A 21,570-nucleotide genomic window follows, 5' to 3' on the forward strand; every position below is an offset into this window, starting at 1 on the left:
GAATTCTATGTATTGATTTAACAGTCTTTATATCCATCCACTATAAAATACTTGTAAATTATTGTTAATAAATAATGTATATTATAACAAACCGCTTTTCTACAAAAATAAAAAAGCAGACATTTCGCCTGCTTCAATTCTCCTCAATTTGCTTTTCACTTAACCCTAGATGTGTTCTAAGAGTATTACTCAAACTCTGTAGATCTTTTTTATTAGGATTATAATAATATACACGTTGCCCATTTGGACCGTTAGGTAAATATAAATCATCACCAGCTAATTGAATCTTTTCAACTGAACCGTTTAATCCGTATTTATAAAAAGATAAAATATCATCCATTACTAAGTTTGTTTTAAAATCACCGTCAACCGCCTCAACCATTTTTTCTAGTTTCGTAATCGAACCTACACTTTTTAATTTACTTAACATCGCTTCAATAACAAGTTGTTGGCGCTGACCTCTCATTGCATCACTATCAATATGACGCGTTCTTGCTAGTGCAAGTGCTTCTTCCCCATTTAATTTTTGTAATCCTTTTTTCAAATGAATCGCATCAGGTTCATCTTTACTATTTTGCTCCGTAAATTCAACTGGGACATCCACTTCAATACCATCTAACCCATCAACAATTTTAGTAAAGGAACCAAAATTAAATTTCACAAAATAATCAACGGGCACCTGTAACAATTTTTCTACCGCTTCCACAGAAGCTTGCGGTCCTCCATCTCTACCATTTTTAACGAAACCACTTCCATATGCATGGGTTATTTTATCTTTTTTCTTTTCAACTGGAACATATGTATATGTATCACGCGGTATGCTCGTTAATTTCACTGTTTTATCGTCTTTATTAAAAGTCGCTAACAATAATGCATCTGTATGAAATGCACCATTATATTCCTTTTGTCGTTCTTGATTTTCATCAATTCCCATAATTAAAAGTGAAACATGATTTGCAATTGGCTTTACAGATTTCTCACGTAAATTGGATTTTTCACCTCGTGCTAAATTCAAGTTAGATTTTTGTACGAGACTAGAAGTTTTCATATATACATAGGCTCCATAGCCAATTCCACCAAATAGTAATACCGCCAGTAGTAAACTTATTATCGTTTTCTTTTTATATTTTTGCTTATTTTTCTCTTCTCTTAAAGATGAATGATTCTCCATTTACTCTCCTCCTGTTTCTATTCATCCAATATGTTTTTCATTTTTTCATATTTAGCGCTATCCTTTTGAAACATACTTTCTTTCAATCCCTTATCTATTTGTATCCATTCAGTCGTAACTGAATATTGAATCAAGCCTTCTTGAAAACTAAGAAATTTCAACATAATCCCTGTATTTTTCTCCACAACCATTTCGAATTTCCCTCTTAAATCTTCAGAGGTGCTAACAGGCATCTCTATGTTGATGACTCCTTCAATTTTGTAACAATCTAATCCAAGATATTTCGTTTCTTTATAATTCCAATCTTTATATCGAATTAACAAATCTGCGAATTCTGATTGAATACTATATTTAGCTAGCCCTATATATTCATCATCATATCGCTTTTTTTCACCTGCTTTTTTCAATAACCTTTCCGTAGGATTTAATTTTAATAGTTCATTGTTTCTTTCTTTCGGGTTCCATTTTGTCTCTTTATAGGTATACTTCTCATCATCAAACTCTTTTTTCTTGCCCTCGTTATATATAATTGTTCGTTTTTTCGCTAGTTTATCTTCTTTCGAAGAGATACCTCTTTGTTTTTCCGTATCAATCGCATACTTATATGTTGTAGCAATTCTTGATGAGCTAGAATATTCCTCAAATTGTCCTGAAATATTTTTAAAATAATCAATAGAATCTAGCATTTTTTGATGAATCTTTTCTTTATCTGGATAATGTACATTCGATTTTATTTCTTCTTCATTTTCAAAATCAGAAAACGCTTTTTTCTTTACATATTCAAATACTCCACCATTTTGCGCAAAACTTTGTATAGAAAACTCAGACATAGATACCACTGAAAGTATACAAACCGCTGCACTAATTATCATCATATGAATTTTGTAACTCTTCTTTTTTACCTCAAGATTATGTAGTGTGCCATTAATCTTTTCATTTAACTCTGGAGGTACTATAACATTTTCATCTTTTATTCTCTTTTTTAATTTCTCATCAAATAATTTTTCATTATCCACCCTTTACACCCCCTATTCCATCTTTAATCGTTTTTGTAGTTGTTCCCTCGCGCGTGACAATCTTGATTTCACTGTTCCTTTCGGTATTTCTAACAGCTTTGCTATACTCTCTTGATTCATATCTTCATAATAATAAAGCACCGTAACAGCTCTTAATTCTTCATGTAACGATTGAATCGCATTACACAAATCTATATCTTCATACTGATCACACGCACTCATATTGTAATCATTCTCTTCTGTCACAATTACATTTTTATACGCTCTAATAATATTGTTACACTCATTTATTAGTATTCGAATTAACCAAGTTTGAAAAAATTCTTCTTTTTTTAATTTTTTTATATTTTCATAGGCCTTTAAAATTGTTGTCTGTATCGCATCCTCTATATTTGTCTCATCACGTAACATCGCCTTTGCTATTCGATACATCTTCACTTTTTCTGTATGTATAAGCGCTATAAAGGCTTCATGATCACCTTTTTCCGCCAAAGAAACATCCGTTTCTTCTTTTATAATCATTTTATATAAAGGGATTACTTTCACAATTGCTCCTCCTGTTTCATCCTCACTTCATCACTTCCAATTTAACTTTACATGTATTAGACGTATGAACCTAGAAAAAGGTTCATTTTTTTGAATATTTTCTTAATCAAAAAGATAAATATCCTTTATAAGTGTTATGCGATAAACATACTAGTTTAAATTTATAAATAAAAAAAGCCCACTTTCTAGTGGACTTTCTACTTTATAACGGTAAATCCCTCTTCTTAAACACTACAATTGCTACTATGAAAATACAAAGTGCTCCGGCAATTAACCCTATACTTACTGGCCATATATTATACGCTCCTTCAGCAATTTCTTTCGGACGAAACAGCGTGAATAATGATAGGTTTTTCATCCATTCTAACTTATCACTTAACTTCCCTACCATATCCAATACGAAAAATAGGATAGTTAAACTCGCTGAATAACTTAGTGCTTTTCTTTCGTCATTACATATACAAGAAAAGAAAAATGAATACGCACTAACGACTAAAAATATGAGCCCTCCGACTATATTTATCTTCAAAAATAATTCTTTATTTAAGTTATTATCTTGTAAAAACCATTCTGCACCTACTAACCCAGCTACATACGTAACAGATACAATAATCAGAAGTCCCAATATGAGAACAGTAGCTTGTGTAATAGCAATTTGCACTCTAGATACAGGTGTTGCTAGCAAGTATGCCATTGCTCCTTTATCTACATGACGAGCAATTAAATGTGTCGCAACTGTTACGCAAAAAATTGTTAAAATGATAATAAACAATAGACTATAGTATTCACCAGCTAAAAAATCCATTACGTTTTGAATCGGACTTTCCATACCAACGATTTTTTTCACACTATCAGGCATGGCAGCTATTAATTCATTTAGCCCTTTCGCTGATACCATTGACGGGAATATCCAAATTAATAACCACAAATATAAAGCCGCACCAGACGCATAACTCAAAATACTTTTTTGTGTTTCTTTCAAACTAGCTAAAAACAATTGCTTATTCATGCGCTACCCCTTCTTTCTTATCGTAATAATGCATAAATAAATGTTCTAAATCCATCGCTCTCGTTTGAAGTGCCGTTACATTATAGTTTGAAAGTGTTTGTAAAACAGTTTGATAGTTTCCTTGTACAATGATAGATGCCTCTCTGCCTTTTACCGCTTCAAATTGCAAATTACACTTTGTAAGGGACTCAATCTCTTCTTGTGATGATACTGTTACATCTATCACCTGTCTTCTCATACTTTGTAAATCGTGAATATTTTCAACCGTTACGAGTCGACCATCTTTAATAATAGCTACTCTGTCACAAGTTCTCTCAATTTCAGTAAAAATATGTGATGACATCAGGATTGTTTTTCCTCTTTGCTTTTCCTCTAATATTAAATCTATAAACACTTGCTGCATAAGTGGATCAAGTCCAGATGTTGGTTCATCTAAAATTAACACCTCTGGATCGTGCATAAATGCAGCGACTATCCCTACTTTTTGCTTCATTCCTTTAGACATTTTGCGAATCGGTGTTTTCACATCAAATTGCAGACGCTCTATCAGTTTATCTCGTCTTTTCGTATCCTTTAATCCACGCATTCCTTGCATTAATTTAAAAAACTCTAATCCGTTCATTCCTTCAATAAAAGAAATTTCACCCGGTAAATAACCAACTTCTCTTTGAATTTTCGCTGCTTCATTCCAACAATCTAATCCAAAAATTGTCGCTTTACCAGCTGTCGGTTTTATAAATCCCATTAAATTACGAATCGTCGTTGATTTCCCGGCACCATTCGGTCCTAAATAACCAAATACTTCTCCCTTTTTTACATCAAATGTAATATGAAACAAACCTTTTCCATTTGAAAACTGTTTTGTGACATCTTGAACTGAAATCATAATTCCACCTCATTTTTGAAATATTTAATATGTGATATTTCAAAATTATTGTACTCCTCATCTTTCATATTCGCAACAACTTTTTGAAATATTTATTAGTCCATATTTCAAAATTATTGTTTTCCATTATTTTTTCTTGTATATTTTAAGTGAGGTGATTGCATTGAACGGCTTTGAAAGAGTAAAAGAAAAGAAAAAGCGTGCCATTAAAGAAGCAGCATTCGTATTATTTTCAGAACGCGGATTTAATGAAGTGAAAATAGAACATATCGCAAAAGAAGCAAACGTTTCTCAAGTTACAATTTATAATCATTTCGGAAGTAAAGATGCGTTATTTAGGGAGCTTATACAAGAATTTATCATATCTGAATTTCAATATTATAAAGAGCTTGCAGAAGAAAAATTACCTTTTCATGATATGATGCAAAAAATGATTGTAAGAAAAATGAATACTGGCGGGTTATTTCAACCTGATATGTTACTGCAAATGATGCAAAGGGACGAAGAACTCCGTAAGTTTATTTATAGTTATCAAAATGAAAAAATCCTGCCCTGGTATTTAGAAATATTAGAACGAGCTCAGCGCAAAAACGAAATTAATCCACACCTTACTAAAGAAATGATGTTACTTTACATTCAAATGTTTACTAAATTAGGTGATGATTTTGGGGCACAACTTCTTGAAGGAGATCGTGAAAAACATATACAAGATATCGTTACGATGTTCTTTTATGGACTGTCCGTCCCAAAAAAATAATTTTTCTAAAGAACAAATAGAATCACCAAAAAGCCCTTTGGATATTTAAATCTCAAGGGCTTTCTCATATCAAATAAATAGCTAAAACTAACTTTATCTTAAAGAAGTTAAATGCTGCTTTATAGATAACACCTTATTATAGATTAACTCTTTTAGCATAACAGGCTGAATCGAAATAATCGTTTCACCGAAATTCAGAAAATAATTTGAAATAAAATCAGATTCTTGCTTGTTAAAATAGCCTGTTATAATGTAATTTCCATTTTCCTTTTGCAACCTCATGGAAGGGTAATTCTCTTTATCAAAAATGTCTTTTCCTTTTTGATTAACAATGACGCTAAAATCAATTGCATCAGGCTTCCTGTGAAAAGTAGTAAGATAACTTAATAATTCTTCAAGATTTTTTGGATGAACATTGCTTGTTTCCACAATAGAGAGAATTTTATCACATCTAATTATTTGAACATGATTTGTCTCAAAATTAAAGATTTTAGCATACCACTGGCCAAATTTAGATTCTATTCGAATAAATTGGACAACCAATGCTTTCTCCTCACCTTTTTTTAAATATGTTAAATGATAAACTCGCTCAGCAAAAATCCCCTGTAAAATTTCTTTTAAGAACGGACTAAAATTACTATGATTTGTTACTTCAAAGGAAAGCGTTAGTTCCATGATTGAAATATTTTTACTCACATTATCAGGTAATACATGTTTAAATTTATTTTCAAGCGCAATACTTTCTACATTAAATGGTTTTGTCTTGTATCCATTTAGCGTAAGAATTGAAAAGTATAACGCATACATTTCATCCACACTAAAATAAATTGGTGATAACACATTATTTTCTATAATTTTATAACTTCCATTTCTACCCAGTTCAGAATATATGGGTACACCTATTTCTTCCAATGATTGAATATCTCGCAACGCGGTACTTTTAGAAATATCATATCTAGCCATTAAATCTTTTAAATTAAAATATCTTTTATTCTTTAAGAAAATAAGCATATCATTTATTCGTTCCGTTTTTTTCATATTTCCCTCCCAAAAAGGTGTCATGTATTGAAACCCTTTTAATCTATATTATAATTATCAACTAATAAAGGAGTTATATATTTATGACATTAGAAATAGCTATTTTTCTTTCAATGAATGGGCAAGCAAAGGGGGCGATTAATTTTTATATACGTAATTTAGAAGCTAAAAAGTTAATAATTGTTACGTATGAAGAACTGGCGAAAAGAGATAGTTCTTTTAAAATTACAAGTGAAAATAAAGATCATATTGCTCACTCTGTTTTACAAATTGGGAATACAAAGCTAATGATAGCAGAAGATACAATGAATACTAATGAACGTTATAACGTTGGAAATAACATGTCACTTTGCATTCAAAGCGCTAATTTAGAAGAAATACAAAGGTTTTATAATAATTTAATTTCCGATAAGCATGTGAAAATAATCTCTCCGCTAGAAAAAAATATATTTAGTGAAGCATATGGTATTATTGAAGATCCTTATGGCATACAAATCCAATTAATGTATGATAAACGACTAAACTAATTAATTAATCATATTCACATATTCCTAATAAAAAAGACACGAAATTCGTGTCTTTTTATTTTATAGAAATGACTCTACCCTTTTCACTGCTTTCAATCGCTAATTGAATCAGTTTAATAACATCTAAACCTTCTTTTGCTGTTACAGGTAGTTCCTCACCATTTAATATACTATCTCGTACACCTTTATAATAATTGTCATAACAACCGACTTCTGTTGGAATACGCTCTAAGCTTTCTTCTGTTTCTAAAGTAGCAAAATTCTCTTCATCGTCTACTCCATAACCGTTATCCCCTGGCTTCATTCCATTTTTTAATTGCTCTTCCTGTGAATCCATACCGTACTTCACGATAGAACCTTTCTCTCCATGCACTATAAAATGCGGTCCAGCTTTTTTCACATAACTGCTGCTACGTAAAATGACACGTTTAACTCCGTAATGCAGTACTATGTGGAAATAATCATCCACCTCTGCACCTGGTCGTTGTTTTATTACATCTGCACTTATCGCATCTGGTTTCCCGAATATTGATAACGCTTGGTCAATTAAATGCGATCCTAAATCGTATAATATACCGGAACCTGGTAGATTTTTTTCTCTCCATCGATCACGCACATGTGGACGGAAACGATCAAAATTCGATTCATATGCGTATACATTCCCTACTCTGTTTTCTTCTAACAATTTCTTAATCGTTAAGAAATCATTATCAAAACGCCGATTATGATATACGCTTAACATTACATTATACTGCTCTGCTAATGTAATAAGCTCTTCCCCTTCTTCAATTGAAACAACAAATGGTTTTTCTACAACAACATGCTTACCGTTTAAAATTGCTTCTTTTACATATGGAAAATGAGTTGTATTAGGTGATGTAATAACAATTAAGTCAACATCAGCTCGCTTCACCAATTCATCAATTGTACTAACAACATTAGCGTTTGGTAATGTTTCTTTTACTACCTCTTCTTTTGAGGATAATACAGCTCGAATATCATATTCTTCTATTGTTTGTAATAGTGGGATATGAAATGTCGTACTAGAAAAACCAAATCCTACAATCCCTACACCTATTTTTTTCATGTTGCCCCTCCATTTGTGCCGCTTTAACGGGCAGTAAGATTCCTAACCCAAAATTCAGTGAAAGCTAAGGAATTAGGTGAGGAATCAACTGCTTGTTAAAGCCCGATTAGTTGAACTTTATGAGAACGATTTCATTCAGTTATTATAACAAGATTATTATTATTTACATAATAAATTGCCTAGAAAAAAGCATCTTGCTACTATTCATAGCAAGATGCCCTCTTTATTCTGGTCTTTTCTTCGTCCACGTTTCTACTACTTCACCAGTATCATTTACATCTAGCACTAGGCTACCATTACTATACCGGTCTTTATTTCGATACGCTTTCGGATCAATCTCTTCTACAATGTTTTTCTCTGTCTTCATGTAAACTAATTCATCGTCCCGAACAATTTCAATACCGACAATGCGGTACGGATTACGTTTTAACTCTTTGAAAATAACAAGACCTCGCTTCGCCCTCGTTGATTTTTCAATTTCTGATGCTTTTAGACGTTTTACAGCACCACGCTGCGTTACGAGAATAAGTTGATCTTTATCACCATTTAACGGTTTACCAGAAGCGACATAGTCATCTTCTTTTAAATTAATTGCTTTCACACCAGCAGCTCTTACACCGACTGGACTTACTTCATCTTCATGGAAAATAAGTGCATATGCACCATGTGTAGCAAGAACGATATCACTCGTTCCATCTGTCGCAAATATATCGACAACTTCATCATCTTTTTTCAAGTTTACAGCAACGAATGCCCTTGAATAACGCTGAACTTTATATTGATTTAATTCTGTTTTCTTTATCATACCATTTCGTGTTACAAATACGATAAATCGTTTTTCTTCCTCAAAGTTCGGTACAACCGTTGCCCAAATGATCGTTTCATCTCGGTCGAGTGAAACGATATTTGCAACGTGCTGACCTAAATCTTTCCAACGAATATCTGGCATTTCGTATACTGGAAGATATATATAGTTCCCTTTACTTGTGAATAAAAGAACTGTTTCAGTCGTATTCGTATCGAATCGTTCAAGTAAGATGTCACCCTCTTTCATACCGAAGTCTTTGCCGTTTGATGCATTATGTGAGCGCCATCCAGTACGTTTCACATATCCTTCTTTCGTTACAGTAACGATGACATCTTCTTGTGGAATCATCACTTCTACGTCTATTTTAATTTCTTCAATTTGTTCTTCAATAATAGCACGGCGATCATCACTATATGTTTTCTTAACTCTCTTCAAATCAGTTTTAATGACTTGAAGTAATCTTTTTTCACTTTGTAAAATTGACTGTAGCTCTAGAATTTTCTTATTAAGCTCATCTGCTTCTTCTTGTAACGCCGTAATGTCTGTATTCGTTAAGCGATATAATTGCAAGGAAACAATTGCTTCCGCCTGTGCTTCTGTAAAGCCAAATTTTGCACTTAAATTATCTTTCGCATTACGTTTATCTTTTGAAGCTCGAATTGTCTCGATTACTTGATCTAAAATCGATAATGCTTTCTTTAAACCTTCTACAATATGTTGACGATTTTCTGCTTTTCTTAATTCATATTGCGAACGTCTCGTAATAACCTCTTTTTGATGTCCAATATAAGCATCCAAAATTTTTGGTAATGTCATAAGTGTTGGACGACGATTATTAATCGCTACCATATTAAAGTTATATGGAATTTGTAAATCTGTATTTTTATATAAATAATTTAAAATACCTTCGGCGTTTGCTTCTTTCTTTAATTCAACAACAATTCGTAAACCAGTACGATCTGTCTCATCACGCACTTCAGCAATACCATCTAACTTTTTATCTAGACGTAATTCATCCATTTTCTTTACAAGGTTTGCCTTATTCACTTCGTAAGGAATTTCAGTGATTACAATTTGTTGTTTCCCACCGCGCACTGTTTCAACTTCTGCTTTTCCACGAATAATAATTTTACCTTTACCTGTTTCATACGCCTTTTTAATACCATCAATCCCTTGAATAATACCGCCTGTTGGGAAATCTGGTCCTTTCATAACTGTTAATAAATCATCAACAGTACTATTTGGCTTATCAATACGCATCATTGTAGCATCAATAACTTCTCCAAGATGATGCGGAGGAATTTCTGTTGCATAACCAGCGGAAATCCCTGTAGATCCGTTCACTAATAAATTCGGGAACGCTGCTGGTAATACAACTGGTTCTTCACTCGTATCATCAAAGTTTGACACGAATTCAACTGTTTCTTTATCAAGATCACGTAATAATTCAGATGCGATTGGTGATAAACGAGCTTCCGTATAACGCATTGCTGCCGCTGGGTCCCCATCAACACTACCGTTATTACCATGCATTTCAACTAAAACATTACGTACTTTCCAAGTTTGGCTTAAGCGTACCATTGCTTCATATACAGAGGAATCTCCATGTGGATGATAATTACCGATAACATTACCTACTGTTTTAGCTGATTTACGAAACGCTTTATCATGTACATTACCTTCTACATACATAGAATATAAAATACGTCTTTGTACTGGCTTTAAGCCATCACGTGCATCTGGAAGTGCACGATCTTGAATAATATATTTACTATAACGTGCAAAGCGATCACCTAACACGTCTTCAAGCGGGAGGTCATGAAACTTCTCTGCTTGCATGTTATTCCACCTCCGTCTCCATAATCATTTCATTTTCTAAAATATTTCCTTCTTCTTGCATACCAAACTGTACATTACGTTCAATCCATTTACGGCGCGGTTCTACTTTATCGCCCATTAATGTTGTAACGCGACGCTCTGCTCTTGCTGCATCATCAATTTTCACGCGAATTAATGTACGCGTTTCAGGATTCATTGTTGTTTCCCATAATTGATCCGCATTCATTTCACCAAGCCCTTTATAACGTTGTAACATATAGCCTTTTCCAACTTTTTTCGTTACACCGTCTAATTCCTCGTCTGACCAAGCGTATTCAATTACTTCACTCTTACCTTTTCCTTTACTTACTTTATATAAAGGAGGGAGTGCGATAAACACTTTACCCGCTTCGATAAGTGGCTTCATATATCTGTAGAAGAACGTTAATAACAATACTTGAATATGAGCTCCATCCGTATCGGCATCGGTCATAATTACAACTTTATCGTAGTTAATATCTTCAACATCAAATTCATTTCCTACACCGCCGCCAATCGCATAAATGATTGTATTAATCTCTTCATTTTTAAAGATATCAGCAAGCTTTGCTTTCTCTGTATTAATTACTTTACCACGTAATGGTAATACGGCCTGGAAACGACGGTCTCGTCCTTGTTTCGCTGAACCACCAGCAGAGTCACCCTCTACTAAATACAATTCGTTTTTCTGAGGATTACGTGATTGTGCAGGTGTTAACTTCCCGCTTAACGTACCTTCTGATTTTTTCTTCTTCTTACCACTACGTGCTTCTTCTCTCGCTTTACGAGCAGCCTCACGTGCTTGCGCTGCTTTAACTGCCTTTCTCACAAGAAGTGTAGCTACATCCGGGTTTTCCTCTAAAAAGTAAGCTAAATGCTCTGATACAATGGCATCAATAGAAGAACGAGCTTCACTTGTACCAAGTTTCCCTTTCGTTTGTCCTTCAAACTGAAGTACTTCTTCTGGTACACGTACAGAAACGATAGCCGCTACACCTTCACGAATATCTGTACCTTCTAAATTTTTATCTTTTTCTTTTAATAATGAAACTTTACGAGCATACTCATTGAACACACGCGTCATTGCTGTTTTAAATCCAGCTTCGTGTGTTCCACCATCTTTTGTACGTACGTTATTTACAAACGAAAGAATATTTTCTGAGTAACCATCATTAAACTGGAATGCTAGTTCTGCTTCAATCCCGTTTTGTTCACCAGTGAAGTATACAACCGGGTGAATTGAATCTTTTTCTTCGTTTAAATATGAAACGAAAGCTTCAATTCCTGTTTCATAATGAAATACATCCTCTAAATCATTACGTTCGTCTTTTATCGAGATTTTCATTCCTTTTAATAAGAATGCAGATTCACGTAATCTCTCACATAATGTTTCATAATTATAATTTGTCGTGCTGAAAATCGTTGTATCTGGTTTGAAGTGCATTGTCGTACCAGACTCTTTTGTTTTCCCGATTTTCTCTAACGTCGTTGCAGGAACACCACCATTTTCAAAGCGTTGTTCATAAATGTTACCATCACGTTTAATTGTTACTACTAACCATTCTGACAAAGCGTTTACAACTGATGCCCCAACACCGTGTAAACCACCACTCGTTTTATAGCCACCTTGACCAAACTTACCACCTGCATGAAGTACAGTTAAAATAACTTCAGGTGTAGGTTTCCCAAGTTTATGCATTCCCGTAGGCATTCCTCGCCCTTTATCTATAACGCTAATACTATTATCTTTATGTATTACGACTGAAATTTCGTCGCCAAATCCCGCTAACGCTTCGTCAACGGAGTTATCTACTATTTCATATACTAAATGATGCAATCCACGGCTATCCGTACTCCCGATATACATACCCGGGCGTTTTCGAACGGCTTCAAGTCCTTCTAACACTTGAATCGCATCTTCATTATATTGGAACTGATGCTTCGCCAAACTCCTTGCCCCTTTCCTAATCCAAAATCAGAACATATGTTTCTATTATAGAATAACGCCTCGACTATAGTTTTGGCAAGTTATCTTATCTCTTTTATATACCATCTTCAATAGAAAAATCCTTGTTTTCTCACAAGGATTCCTCTAGGCTACTATTTCAGAAAAATAATCGTTTGTCAACGAGAAATGGATATGTATTCCAAGATTACACATTCCAAACCTTTATTATGATCCAAATGATCAAGATCCAAAATGGGATTACAAATAACAATCCCCAAAAACAGCCTTTAAAAAATCTCATGATGAACACCTCGTTCATCGGCCCTACTTATCTATAATGAGAGCTGAATCAATCTTTCTACTTTTAAATCTATACTATTTTGTCATCGCATGTTCTACTTTAATACAACGATCCATTATTACAGTATAGTCTTTTTCTTTTAAAAGTTTATATGTATCTTCATCTTGTACTCCTAATTGTGCCCAAAAAACATCTGCATCAATCTCTACAAATTCTTTTGCAACATCAATTAAAAACTCTGAGCGACGAAATACATTTACTATGTCAACGTGTTCCTTAATATCCTTTAGTGAAGAAACTGCCTTTTCTCCAAGCACCTCATCTACTGTTGGATTAACTGGAATAATACGGTATCCAGCATCTTGCATTGCTTTTGAAACCATATACGATGTACGTTCTGGCTTATCTGATAATCCAACAACCGCAATTGTTTTGCTTCTCTTTAACACTTCACCAATTTCCGTACGAGTTGGGTTTTCAATTGTCATAATTAATCCCTCCTATTCCTTTAGTATAGCCGATAAAGAAAGTCTCTTTCAATATGAAAGAGACTTTCTTTTATTTCGATTATTGATTCTTTGTAGCTGAATTATCTGCTAAAGTAGCCGATTTCGTCATTTTTTGACCGTTACGGTAGAATGTAACTTCTACTTTCTCGCCTACTTTTTTCTTTTCATATAAATATTTACGGAATTGAAGTGAGTTTTCTACTTTTTGATCATCTAATGCTACTACAATATCATATTGCTCTAAACCAGCTTTTTCTGCCGGTGATATTGGGTAAATTTTACCTAATACAACACCGTTTGTTACTTCTTTCGGTACTTTCAATTGATTGACTGCATAAGCTTGCACATCTTCTAACGAAACGACACCTACTCCAAGAGCTGGACGTTTTACTACTCCGTCTTTTTCAAGTGATTCAATAACTGGCTTTGCGATATTAATTGGAATAGCAAATCCAATTCCTTCAACTTCTTGCTGTGCAATTTTACTTGAATTAATCCCAATTATTTCACCATTTTGGTTAAATAATGCACCACCACTATTACCTGGGTTAATCGCTGCATCTGTTTGAATAACTTGTGCTTGCCAATCTGGTCGTTTATCGCCATCAATATCAACTGGAATTTCACGTTCTTTACTACTAATAATGCCTTCCGTTACACTTCCATCAAATCCTAGTGGGTTACCGATTGCAATTGCTTTTTCACCCGCACGGATTTTACTTGAGTCACCTAAAGTTGCAACTTTATTCACATTAGAGCCGTCAATTTCAACAACAGCTAAATCTAACCAAGGATCTTTCCCTACTAACTTTGCATCTACCTTTTTACCATCACTTAGTTTTACAGCAAGTTTATTTGCACCATCTACTACGTGGTTGTTTGTTACAATATATGCTTTATTTCCTGCTTTTTTATAAATAACACCTGATCCTGAACCAGCTTGTTGTTCTTGACCTGTCGGTTGCATTGCAAATGGATCAACACTTTGCTGCATATTAATAACACCTACAACAACGTCTTTCGCTCCTTCAATCATACCAGGTAAATCAGTTTCATTTTTCGCTTTATTTACAACAGGAACTACAGTACCTTCTACTTTTGAATCCGAACTAAATGATGATACTGGTGCTCCATTATTTTGAGCCCATGGCATATATGGTGCTGCAAAACTAATCGAAACCGCTCCGACTACAGCTCCCACTAAACCTGTGAAGAAATAGCCTTTTTTACTACCTGATTTTCTCACTTCTCTCGTTTCACTATGCTCTTCATTTAAATTTGGTCCGTCGTAATATCCCATGTTTTATTTCCCCTCTCTGGTGAATTCGTATTTTCAGTATAGTCACGTTTTGTGTCCTTCTTGTGAACTCATCGTGAAATCCAATTAAAAAAATACTCCTATCTAACATTGTAGACAAGAAAAGTATTTTTTGTACATTCTACCTTCAAAAGAGAGTATAAAATCGCCATTTCCCTAGGCTAAATTACACAAATCGTTCTAGATTATTCTTCAAATTTATAACCAACTCGAATAACAGTACCGATATGCTTCGCTTTATCTCCTAACTTATTTCGAAGTTTTTTAATATGGGTATCAACCGTTCGGTCATCACCGTAATAGTCATATCCCCATAACTGGTCTAATAAATGTTGACGTGATAAAACGATTCCTTTGTTCTCCATTAAATAAACAAGAAGTTCAAATTCTTTATGTGTCAATATAATTTCTTCTCCATCTACTAAAACAGTTCTAGATAGACGATTCACTTCAATTCCAGCTAAAGACATAGCATTTTCTTCCGCTACACCTACCGCACCATCCGCACGTTTCAATAACGTCTTTGCACGAGCTACTAACACTTTCGGGCTAAATGGTTTCGTTACATACTCGTCTGCACCTAATTCGAAACCTAGCAATGTATCATCCTCATCCGAACGCGCTGTCAACATAATAATTGGTACTGCTGATTCTTTTCGAATTCGTCTACAAACAGACCATCCATCTATTTCCGGTAACATAATATCTAACATAATTAAATCAATTTCATGCTCTGCAAATAACTCTAACGCTTTTTTCCCATCTTCTGCTTCGATTACTTCAAAGCCTTCATTACGAAAATAATCACTAACAATTTCACGTAATCTTCTTTCATCTTCAACAAGCAATACTGTTTTATTCATATAATCTATCCCGCCTTTTTACTCTTTCAATCGAATAATACGTTGATTGGAGCTTCCGCGAAATGGAAGTGTTAAATCTTTTTTCTCAATTTCAAACCTTCCATCGACTAAAACATCCCCATAATGTAACAACTCTATCATATCATTATTTTGAGAACTCTGTATCTCTTCTAACGTATAACCTGTATACATCCATAGGTTTTTTTTCAAATCTTTCACGATTTTTGCTACCTTTTTCACTTCAGCAGCTTGAAAAAATGGATCTCCACCTGAAAATGTTACATCAGTTAATGGATTACTTGCAATCTCTTTCACAATTTCTTCTACTGTCATTTCCGTTCCGTTGCAAATATTCCACGATTTTGGATTATGGCAACCGACACAACGATGCGGACAGCCCGCAAAAAACACGACTGTCCGCAATCCTTCTCCATCTACTACACTATCATGAATAATATTCATCACTTTCATTTATGTTTCACCCGATCTATCTCTTCACTACGTTTCGCACTATTCCACTTCGACATATCTCCTACAAGATAGCCTGTTATACGGCGAATTCTTTCTATATTAGCCTCATCTTCATTCCCACAACTTGGACATTCATTTCCAATAACCCCGTGATAACTACAGCACTTACAACGGTCAACAGGATGATTAATTGAACCGTATCCAACGCCATGTTCTGCCATGGCTTGTACAATTTGTTTTAATGCCTTTTTGTTATGCATCGCTGCTCCGTCCAGTTCAATATACGTAATGTGTCCTCCATTACAGAGAGCATGGAACGGGCCTTCTAAACGGATTTTATTTATCGCTTGAATGTTATAATAAACTGGAATATGGAATGAATTCGTATAGTAATTATGGTTCGTTATACCGCTAATCTCGCCAAATTCTTCTCTATCTTTTTTCACAAACTTTCCTGATAATCCTTCTGCTGGAGTTGCAATTATCGAGAAATTCAGTTGATGTTCTTCTGTCGCTTTATCCATTCTATCTCTCATAAAGGAAATAATTTCGTACCCAAGTTTCCATGATTCTTCATCTTCCCCATGATGCTTTCCTGTTAAAGCTACTAAACATTCCGCAAGACCGATAAAACCAACACTTAACGTCCCTTGTTTTAAAATCGAAGCTACGGAGTCTTCAGGCTGCAATGCTTCTCCACCACGCCATACACCTTGTGAATATAAAAACTGAAAATCTCTTGCTCGCTTCGTACATTGATACGCAAATCTTTCTAATAACTGCTTAATTCCTAAATCTAAATAGTAGTTTAGCGCTTCAAAAAATGCTTCTTTTGAACCACTAATTAACGCTAATTTCACTAAATTGATAGACGTAAATGATAAATTCCCTCTACCAATCGCTGTTTCTTCTCCATGTATATTAGACATAACACGGGTACGACATCCCATGTAACATACTTCACTTTCTGGTCTTCCATCATAATGCACTGCATTAAACGGAGCATCTAAAAATGAAAAGTTAGGGAATAATCGCTCTGCAGTTGTCTCTAATGCTAATTCAAATAAATCGTAATTCGGATCACTTTCTTCAAAATTCACACCTTTTTTCATCTTGAAAATTTGAATCGGAAAAATTGGTGTCTCTCCTTTACCAAGTCCAGCTTGTGTCGCTTTTAATAGTTGTTTAATTAACATTCTTCCTTCTTTTGATGTATCTGTTCCGTAATTAATAGAAATAAACGGTACTTGTCCTCCGCCCCTACTATGCATACTATTCGAATTATGAACGAAAGCCTCACACGCTTGATACGTATCATTTTCCGTTTCTTTCCATGCGAATTCTTCTATTTGTTCTTTCGTAAGCGGATATGATTGTAATCGTTTTTTATGTCTCTCAATTGTTTTTCGTACATAAGGTGCTAAATCAATATCAAAGAGTGCAAACGATTGACCGCCATGCTGCATATTTTGATTCGCTTGAAAAATAATAGACGAAAGAGCCAATGCACTTTTAATGTCTTGTGGCTGTCTCATATGTCCATGTCCAGTATGAAAACCGTTAGCAAGCATTTGCGCTAACGGAATTTGCGAACAAGTCGTCGTTCCTGTCGCATAAAAATCTAAATCATGTGGATATAATATATTTTCATTTATCGCTTTTTTCACTTGATCTGACAATAAATTCTCAACAGCATAATATTTTGCACTCTCAGATGCGAACGTTCCCATTACACCCATTGGAGAGCGGCCGTCTACATTTGCATTTTCTTGCATTAAATCTTGTTCATTGCCGTGGACTATCGTCTCGAACACTTTCATTAATTCTTCTCCACGTGTATTATTTTGTAACATTTATAACCCTCCACCAATATGTTGTTGTCTTTTGATTAAAATGTTACTACATATAGTCTTGCTGTTTCTGTGAGAAATGTAACATTACTGTGAAATTTTTTTCACGAAATAATGAATTTTTCATTTACAAAAAAGAAATGTGCTCTTTACAAATGTATGGTACAATATACGGGAAAAACTCTTTTTACCCTTTATCAACACATTTGAATAAAGGAGACTGAACTTATGGTTACTACATATCTTTTATTTATCGTTGCCTACTTGCTTGGCTCGATTCCATTTGCACTAGTTGTTGGAAAAATTGGCTACGGAATCGATATTCGTGAGCACGGGAGCGGTAATCTAGGCGGAACAAACACATTCCGTACATTAGGGAAAAAAGCAGGTTTTACCGTTACAATTGCTGACATTTTAAAAGGGACATTAGCAACAAGTCTACCAATGATTTTCGGATTAGATATTCACCCACTATGGTTCGGGTTAGCGGCTGTTCTTGGACATGTCTACCCGATCTTCGCGAAATTCCGTGGTGGTAAAGCAGTTGCAACTTCTGCTGGGGTGCTATTATGCTATTCACCAGTTGTTTTTGCAATATTGGCTGTTGTATTTTTCACCCTTTTATTTACAACAAGATACGTATCACTTTCTTCTATGGTAACAGCAGTTGTTGCTGTTATTGCATCCATTGTTAGCGGGGATAAAATCTTCATTATTGCGATGTGTTTATTAGCAGGTATGGTTATTTATAAACACCGTGCAAATATCGGACGAATTATAAATAAAACTGAACCAAAAGCAAACTTTTCAAAAAAGCAAAAATAAGATCGTAACCCACATAACGCAAAAAGAAAACGTGAAGCATATTAATAGCGTCTTTTTGCGTTATTTTTTATACTAAAGAAAAGCAACATAATTTGGAGGAACTATACATGAATCTTTCCGTAACAAAAGAAGCAGCACAATGGTATAAAAATGAATTAAACTTACAATCAAATGAAACACTACGCTTTTTCGTACAATACGGTGGTTGTAGTACTGTGCAAAAAGGACTTTCTTTAGGTATTCGTAAAGATGATCCTGCACATCCTGCTGTTCAAATTCAAGAAGAAGGTATTAACTTCTTTATTGAAGGCGATGATGAATGGTTCTTCGATGGACATAATTTATCTGTTACACTTAACGAAGGTGACGACTTCCCACAATTTAATTATGAAAAATAAAAAAACGTGGCTTCTGCCACGCTTTTTTATTTTTTCTTAATTTCCTCATATTTCGCATACCACTCAGGATATAACTTTTTAAATGATACAGGGCGGAACCCTTCTTTTTTCGCACAAATATTCGTTGTACTTGCAGTAATACAAAGTTCACCATCACCATTATATATTTCATATCCATATACAACGCGAAGTGGGCTCACAGTATCTACCCATGTTTTTACGATTGCTTTTTCTCCGTAACGCATCGCTTTACGGTATGAAATTTGTAAATCTAACACAGGAGAAATAATTCCTTCTTTCTCCATTTCAACATATGAAAAACCTAAATCTTGTATAAGTTTCGTGCGACCTAACTCAAGCCACACTAAGTAGTTTGAATGGTAAACAACACCCATTTGATCTGTTTCCGCATAACGGATTTCAACTTCATGTTCTGCTACAAACATATGTATATTCGCCTTCTTTCACTTCTGCTACCTTGCATACATTTAATCATAATACAGTGACATCAAAAATAAAATAAAAATAGTGAATCTTTTCCCGAAAGGAGCCAGCATATGATTCAAATTGTAACTGTTCGTAGTGGTGATAGCGTATATAGCTTGGCATCAAAATATGGATCAACACCTGACGAAATAGTAAAAGACAATGGATTAAATCCAGCTGAAACACTCGTTGTTGGTCAGGCACTTATCGTTAATACGAAAGGGAATAATTATTATGTACAGCCTGGTGACAGCCTATATCGAATTTCTCAAACATATAATGTCCCCCTCGCTAGTTTAGCTAAAGTTAATAATTTATCTTTAAAATCTATTCTCCATGTCGGACAACAATTATACGTACCAAAAGGTACAAAACGAGCTGTAGAATCCATCGCTTATTTACAACCTTCAACTATACCGATTAAAGAGAGTTTAGTTAATGCTACACGTGCCATCAATCCATTCTTAACATACTTAGCTTATTTTAGTTTTGAGGCAAAAAGAGATGGCACATTAAAAGAACCTACTGAAACAGCTAAAATCGCTAATATTGCAACGCAAGGTAAAACAATCCCTATGCTCGTTATTACAAATATTGAAAATGGTAATTTCAGTGCCGATCTAACATCAGTTATTTTACGCGACGCAACGATTCAAAACAAATTTATTACTAACATTTTGCAAACAGCTGAAAAATATGGCATGCGAGACATTCATTTCGATTTCGAGAGTGTAGCACCTGAAGACCGCGAGGCGTATAATCGCTTTTTACGAAATGTAAAAACACGCTTACCTAGCGAATATACATTGAGCACAACTCTCGTACCGAAAACAAGTTCAAATCAAAAGGGAAAATTTTTCGAAGCTCACGATTATAAAGCGCAAGGGCAAATTGTTGATTTCGTCGTCATTATGACATATGACTGGGGATGGCAAGGCGGTCCACCGATGGCGATTTCTCCTATCGGTCCAGTGAAAGAAGTACTTCAATATGCAAAATCTCAAATGCCTCCACAAAAAATTATGATGGGGCAAAATTTATACGGGTTTGATTGGAAGCTTCCATTTAAACAAGGAAATCCACCCGCAAAAGCAATTAGCTCTGTCGCAGCTGTTGCACTAGCTCGTAAATATAATGTTCCTATTCGTTATGATTTCGCAGCCCAAGCTCCTCATTTTAATTATTTTGATGAAAACGGCGTGCAACACGAAGTTTGGTTTGAAGATTCACGGTCTGTTCAAAGTAAATTCAATTTAATGAAAGAACAAGGTATAGGCGGTATTAGTTACTGGAAAATCGGTTTACCATTCCCGCAAAATTGGCGTTTACTCGTTGAAAATTTTACGATTACGAAAAAAGGCTGACAAAAGTCAGCCCTTTTTTTCATATTACTGCTAAAAACTCATCTTTCATTTCCTCACAAAAAAGAAGAATGATAACATTCTCCTTTTTAACCGTTATCAACAATCGGTTGTTTACCTGTTTGATCTTGCATTTGCTTTCCTTTATTTCCACCAGCTTTTTTCGATTGTGTTCCAATATGATTTGGTGCAAAGTCTTTTGAATTTTTTTTCGGATTACCCATTACTATCGCCTCCTTAACACTAGTATCGTACTAGTGTTAAGAATTATTCAGCTTGCTTAAAAAGTTTCATTTCATAACGTTTTTCAATGCGCTCTTCAATGCGATCAATTGCATCACGATCGCTTAATAATTGTTGTTTATTTTCATTTACAAGTTCTTCAAACGATTTACGGCGACTTCTTCTCATGTTGTTCACCCTCTCTCCTTCGCTTTCTTATTACATAGTATGAGCAAACGAAAAACTCTTTAATCAGATTTGTAAGAAAATTTTATGTTTTAGTACTCCTAAAAAAACTCCGTGTACAATATATTGC

The 21,570-nt window shown here is 34.5% G+C and carries 22 protein-coding genes; 5 read left to right on the forward strand and 17 right to left on the reverse strand.

What is annotated here, in order from left to right; translation table 11 throughout:
- Positions 1-133: 133 nt before the first annotated feature.
- From IBT51_RS09775 to IBT51_RS09795, 5 genes are all read right to left on the reverse strand, one after another.
- Complete coding sequence (locus IBT51_RS09775; protein ID WP_088023476.1) at positions 134-1,171, reverse strand: LCP family protein; 1,038 nt, start codon at positions 1,169-1,171, stop codon at positions 134-136.
- Between the two features lie 17 nt (positions 1,172-1,188).
- Positions 1,189-2,187, reverse strand: coding sequence for an anti-sigma factor (locus IBT51_RS09780; RefSeq protein ID WP_088023473.1), 999 nt, complete (start codon positions 2,185-2,187; stop codon positions 1,189-1,191).
- Positions 2,188-2,199: 12 nt separating this feature from the next.
- On the reverse strand, positions 2,200-2,733 hold the full coding sequence (locus IBT51_RS09785; protein ID WP_200458093.1) for a sigma-70 family RNA polymerase sigma factor: 534 nt from the start codon (positions 2,731-2,733) through the stop codon (positions 2,200-2,202).
- 202 nt (positions 2,734-2,935) lie between these two features.
- Positions 2,936-3,742, reverse strand: a complete 807-nt coding sequence (locus tag IBT51_RS09790; RefSeq protein ID WP_097961077.1) for an ABC transporter permease subunit — start codon at positions 3,740-3,742, stop codon at positions 2,936-2,938.
- Positions 3,735-4,628, reverse strand: coding sequence for an ABC transporter ATP-binding protein (locus IBT51_RS09795; protein ID WP_200458092.1), 894 nt, complete (start codon positions 4,626-4,628; stop codon positions 3,735-3,737). Before IBT51_RS09795 ends, IBT51_RS09790 begins: the two co-directional genes overlap by 8 nt.
- A 154-nt stretch (positions 4,629-4,782) precedes the next feature.
- Here IBT51_RS09795 and IBT51_RS09800 point away from each other — a divergent pair, with 154 nt between their 5' ends.
- Positions 4,783-5,385 (forward strand): TetR/AcrR family transcriptional regulator, encoded by a 603-nt coding sequence (locus tag IBT51_RS09800; protein ID WP_146632306.1) that lies wholly within the window; start codon positions 4,783-4,785, stop codon positions 5,383-5,385.
- 93 nt (positions 5,386-5,478) lie between these two features.
- On the opposite strand, the gene IBT51_RS09805 is transcribed toward IBT51_RS09800, so the two are convergent.
- Positions 5,479-6,447 (reverse strand): helix-turn-helix transcriptional regulator, encoded by a 969-nt coding sequence (locus IBT51_RS09805; RefSeq protein ID WP_200458091.1) that lies wholly within the window; start codon positions 6,445-6,447, stop codon positions 5,479-5,481.
- Between the two features lie 59 nt (positions 6,448-6,506).
- Between IBT51_RS09805 and IBT51_RS09810 the strand changes: the two genes are divergently transcribed.
- On the forward strand, positions 6,507-6,950 hold the full coding sequence (locus tag IBT51_RS09810; RefSeq protein ID WP_200458090.1) for a VOC family protein: 444 nt from the start codon (positions 6,507-6,509) through the stop codon (positions 6,948-6,950).
- A gap of 55 nt (positions 6,951-7,005) precedes the next feature.
- Here IBT51_RS09810 and IBT51_RS09815 read toward each other — a convergent pair whose 3' ends face one another.
- From IBT51_RS09815 to IBT51_RS09850, 8 genes are all read right to left on the reverse strand, one after another.
- Positions 7,006-8,037: an oxidoreductase gene (locus IBT51_RS09815; protein WP_000719762.1), complete on the reverse strand. Its 1,032-nt coding sequence runs from the start codon at positions 8,035-8,037 to the stop codon at positions 7,006-7,008.
- A gap of 223 nt (positions 8,038-8,260) precedes the next feature.
- Positions 8,261-10,684, reverse strand: a complete 2,424-nt coding sequence (parC, locus tag IBT51_RS09820) for a DNA topoisomerase IV subunit A (RefSeq protein ID WP_001147467.1) — start codon at positions 10,682-10,684, stop codon at positions 8,261-8,263.
- 1 nt (position 10,685) lies between these two features.
- Positions 10,686-12,650 carry a DNA topoisomerase IV subunit B gene (parE, locus tag IBT51_RS09825; RefSeq protein WP_001062198.1) on the reverse strand — a complete coding sequence of 655 codons (1,965 nt, stop codon included), beginning with the start codon at positions 12,648-12,650 and terminating at the stop codon, positions 10,686-10,688.
- A 375-nt stretch (positions 12,651-13,025) separates the two neighbouring features.
- Positions 13,026-13,439 carry a CoA-binding protein gene (locus IBT51_RS09830; RefSeq protein WP_053563831.1) on the reverse strand — a complete coding sequence of 138 codons (414 nt, stop codon included), beginning with the start codon at positions 13,437-13,439 and terminating at the stop codon, positions 13,026-13,028.
- Positions 13,440-13,518: 79 nt separating this feature from the next.
- Positions 13,519-14,760, reverse strand: coding sequence for a S1C family serine protease (locus IBT51_RS09835; RefSeq protein WP_000542643.1), 1,242 nt, complete (start codon positions 14,758-14,760; stop codon positions 13,519-13,521).
- Between the two features lie 203 nt (positions 14,761-14,963).
- Entirely contained in the window at positions 14,964-15,641 is a 678-nt protein-coding gene (locus IBT51_RS09840; RefSeq protein WP_001044679.1) for a response regulator transcription factor, read from the reverse strand.
- Between the two features lie 18 nt (positions 15,642-15,659).
- On the reverse strand, positions 15,660-16,112 hold the full coding sequence (gene nrdG / locus IBT51_RS09845; RefSeq protein ID WP_000867078.1) for an anaerobic ribonucleoside-triphosphate reductase activating protein: 453 nt from the start codon (positions 16,110-16,112) through the stop codon (positions 15,660-15,662).
- Positions 16,109-17,965, reverse strand: a complete 1,857-nt coding sequence (locus IBT51_RS09850; RefSeq protein WP_000940080.1) for an anaerobic ribonucleoside triphosphate reductase — start codon at positions 17,963-17,965, stop codon at positions 16,109-16,111. The genes nrdG and IBT51_RS09850 overlap by 4 nt, the downstream gene beginning before the upstream one ends.
- Before the next feature lie 225 nt (positions 17,966-18,190).
- Between IBT51_RS09850 and plsY the strand changes: the two genes are divergently transcribed.
- Together plsY and IBT51_RS09860 are read left to right on the forward strand one after the other, a co-directional pair.
- Entirely contained in the window at positions 18,191-18,787 is a 597-nt protein-coding gene (gene plsY / locus IBT51_RS09855; protein ID WP_000258974.1) for a glycerol-3-phosphate 1-O-acyltransferase PlsY, read from the forward strand.
- Positions 18,788-18,894: 107 nt separating this feature from the next.
- Positions 18,895-19,185, forward strand: coding sequence for a HesB/YadR/YfhF family protein (locus IBT51_RS09860; protein WP_001054453.1), 291 nt, complete (start codon positions 18,895-18,897; stop codon positions 19,183-19,185).
- Positions 19,186-19,211: 26 nt separating this feature from the next.
- Here IBT51_RS09860 and IBT51_RS09865 read toward each other — a convergent pair whose 3' ends face one another.
- The gene (locus tag IBT51_RS09865) at positions 19,212-19,631 is read right to left on the reverse strand and encodes an acyl-CoA thioesterase (protein ID WP_000495812.1); all 420 of its coding nucleotides are present in this window, start codon (positions 19,629-19,631) and stop codon (positions 19,212-19,214) included.
- A 111-nt stretch (positions 19,632-19,742) separates the two neighbouring features.
- On the opposite strand from IBT51_RS09865, the gene IBT51_RS09870 reads away from it, so the two are divergent.
- On the forward strand, positions 19,743-21,035 hold the full coding sequence (locus tag IBT51_RS09870) for a glycoside hydrolase family 18 protein (protein ID WP_200458089.1): 1,293 nt from the start codon (positions 19,743-19,745) through the stop codon (positions 21,033-21,035).
- A gap of 86 nt (positions 21,036-21,121) precedes the next feature.
- Here IBT51_RS09870 and sspN read toward each other — a convergent pair whose 3' ends face one another.
- Together sspN and IBT51_RS09880 are read right to left on the reverse strand one after the other, a co-directional pair.
- A complete protein-coding gene (sspN, locus tag IBT51_RS09875) occupies positions 21,122-21,256 on the reverse strand; it encodes an acid-soluble spore protein SspN (RefSeq protein WP_000527987.1) in 135 nt (44 codons plus the stop codon).
- Positions 21,257-21,299: 43 nt separating this feature from the next.
- Complete coding sequence (locus tag IBT51_RS09880) at positions 21,300-21,443, reverse strand: FbpB family small basic protein (RefSeq protein ID WP_001254699.1); 144 nt, start codon at positions 21,441-21,443, stop codon at positions 21,300-21,302.
- Positions 21,444-21,570: the final 127 nt, after the last annotated feature.

This window comes from Bacillus sp. S71 (genome assembly GCF_016625265.1).
Lineage (GTDB): Bacteria > Bacillota > Bacilli > Bacillales > Bacillaceae_G > Bacillus_A > Bacillus_A cereus.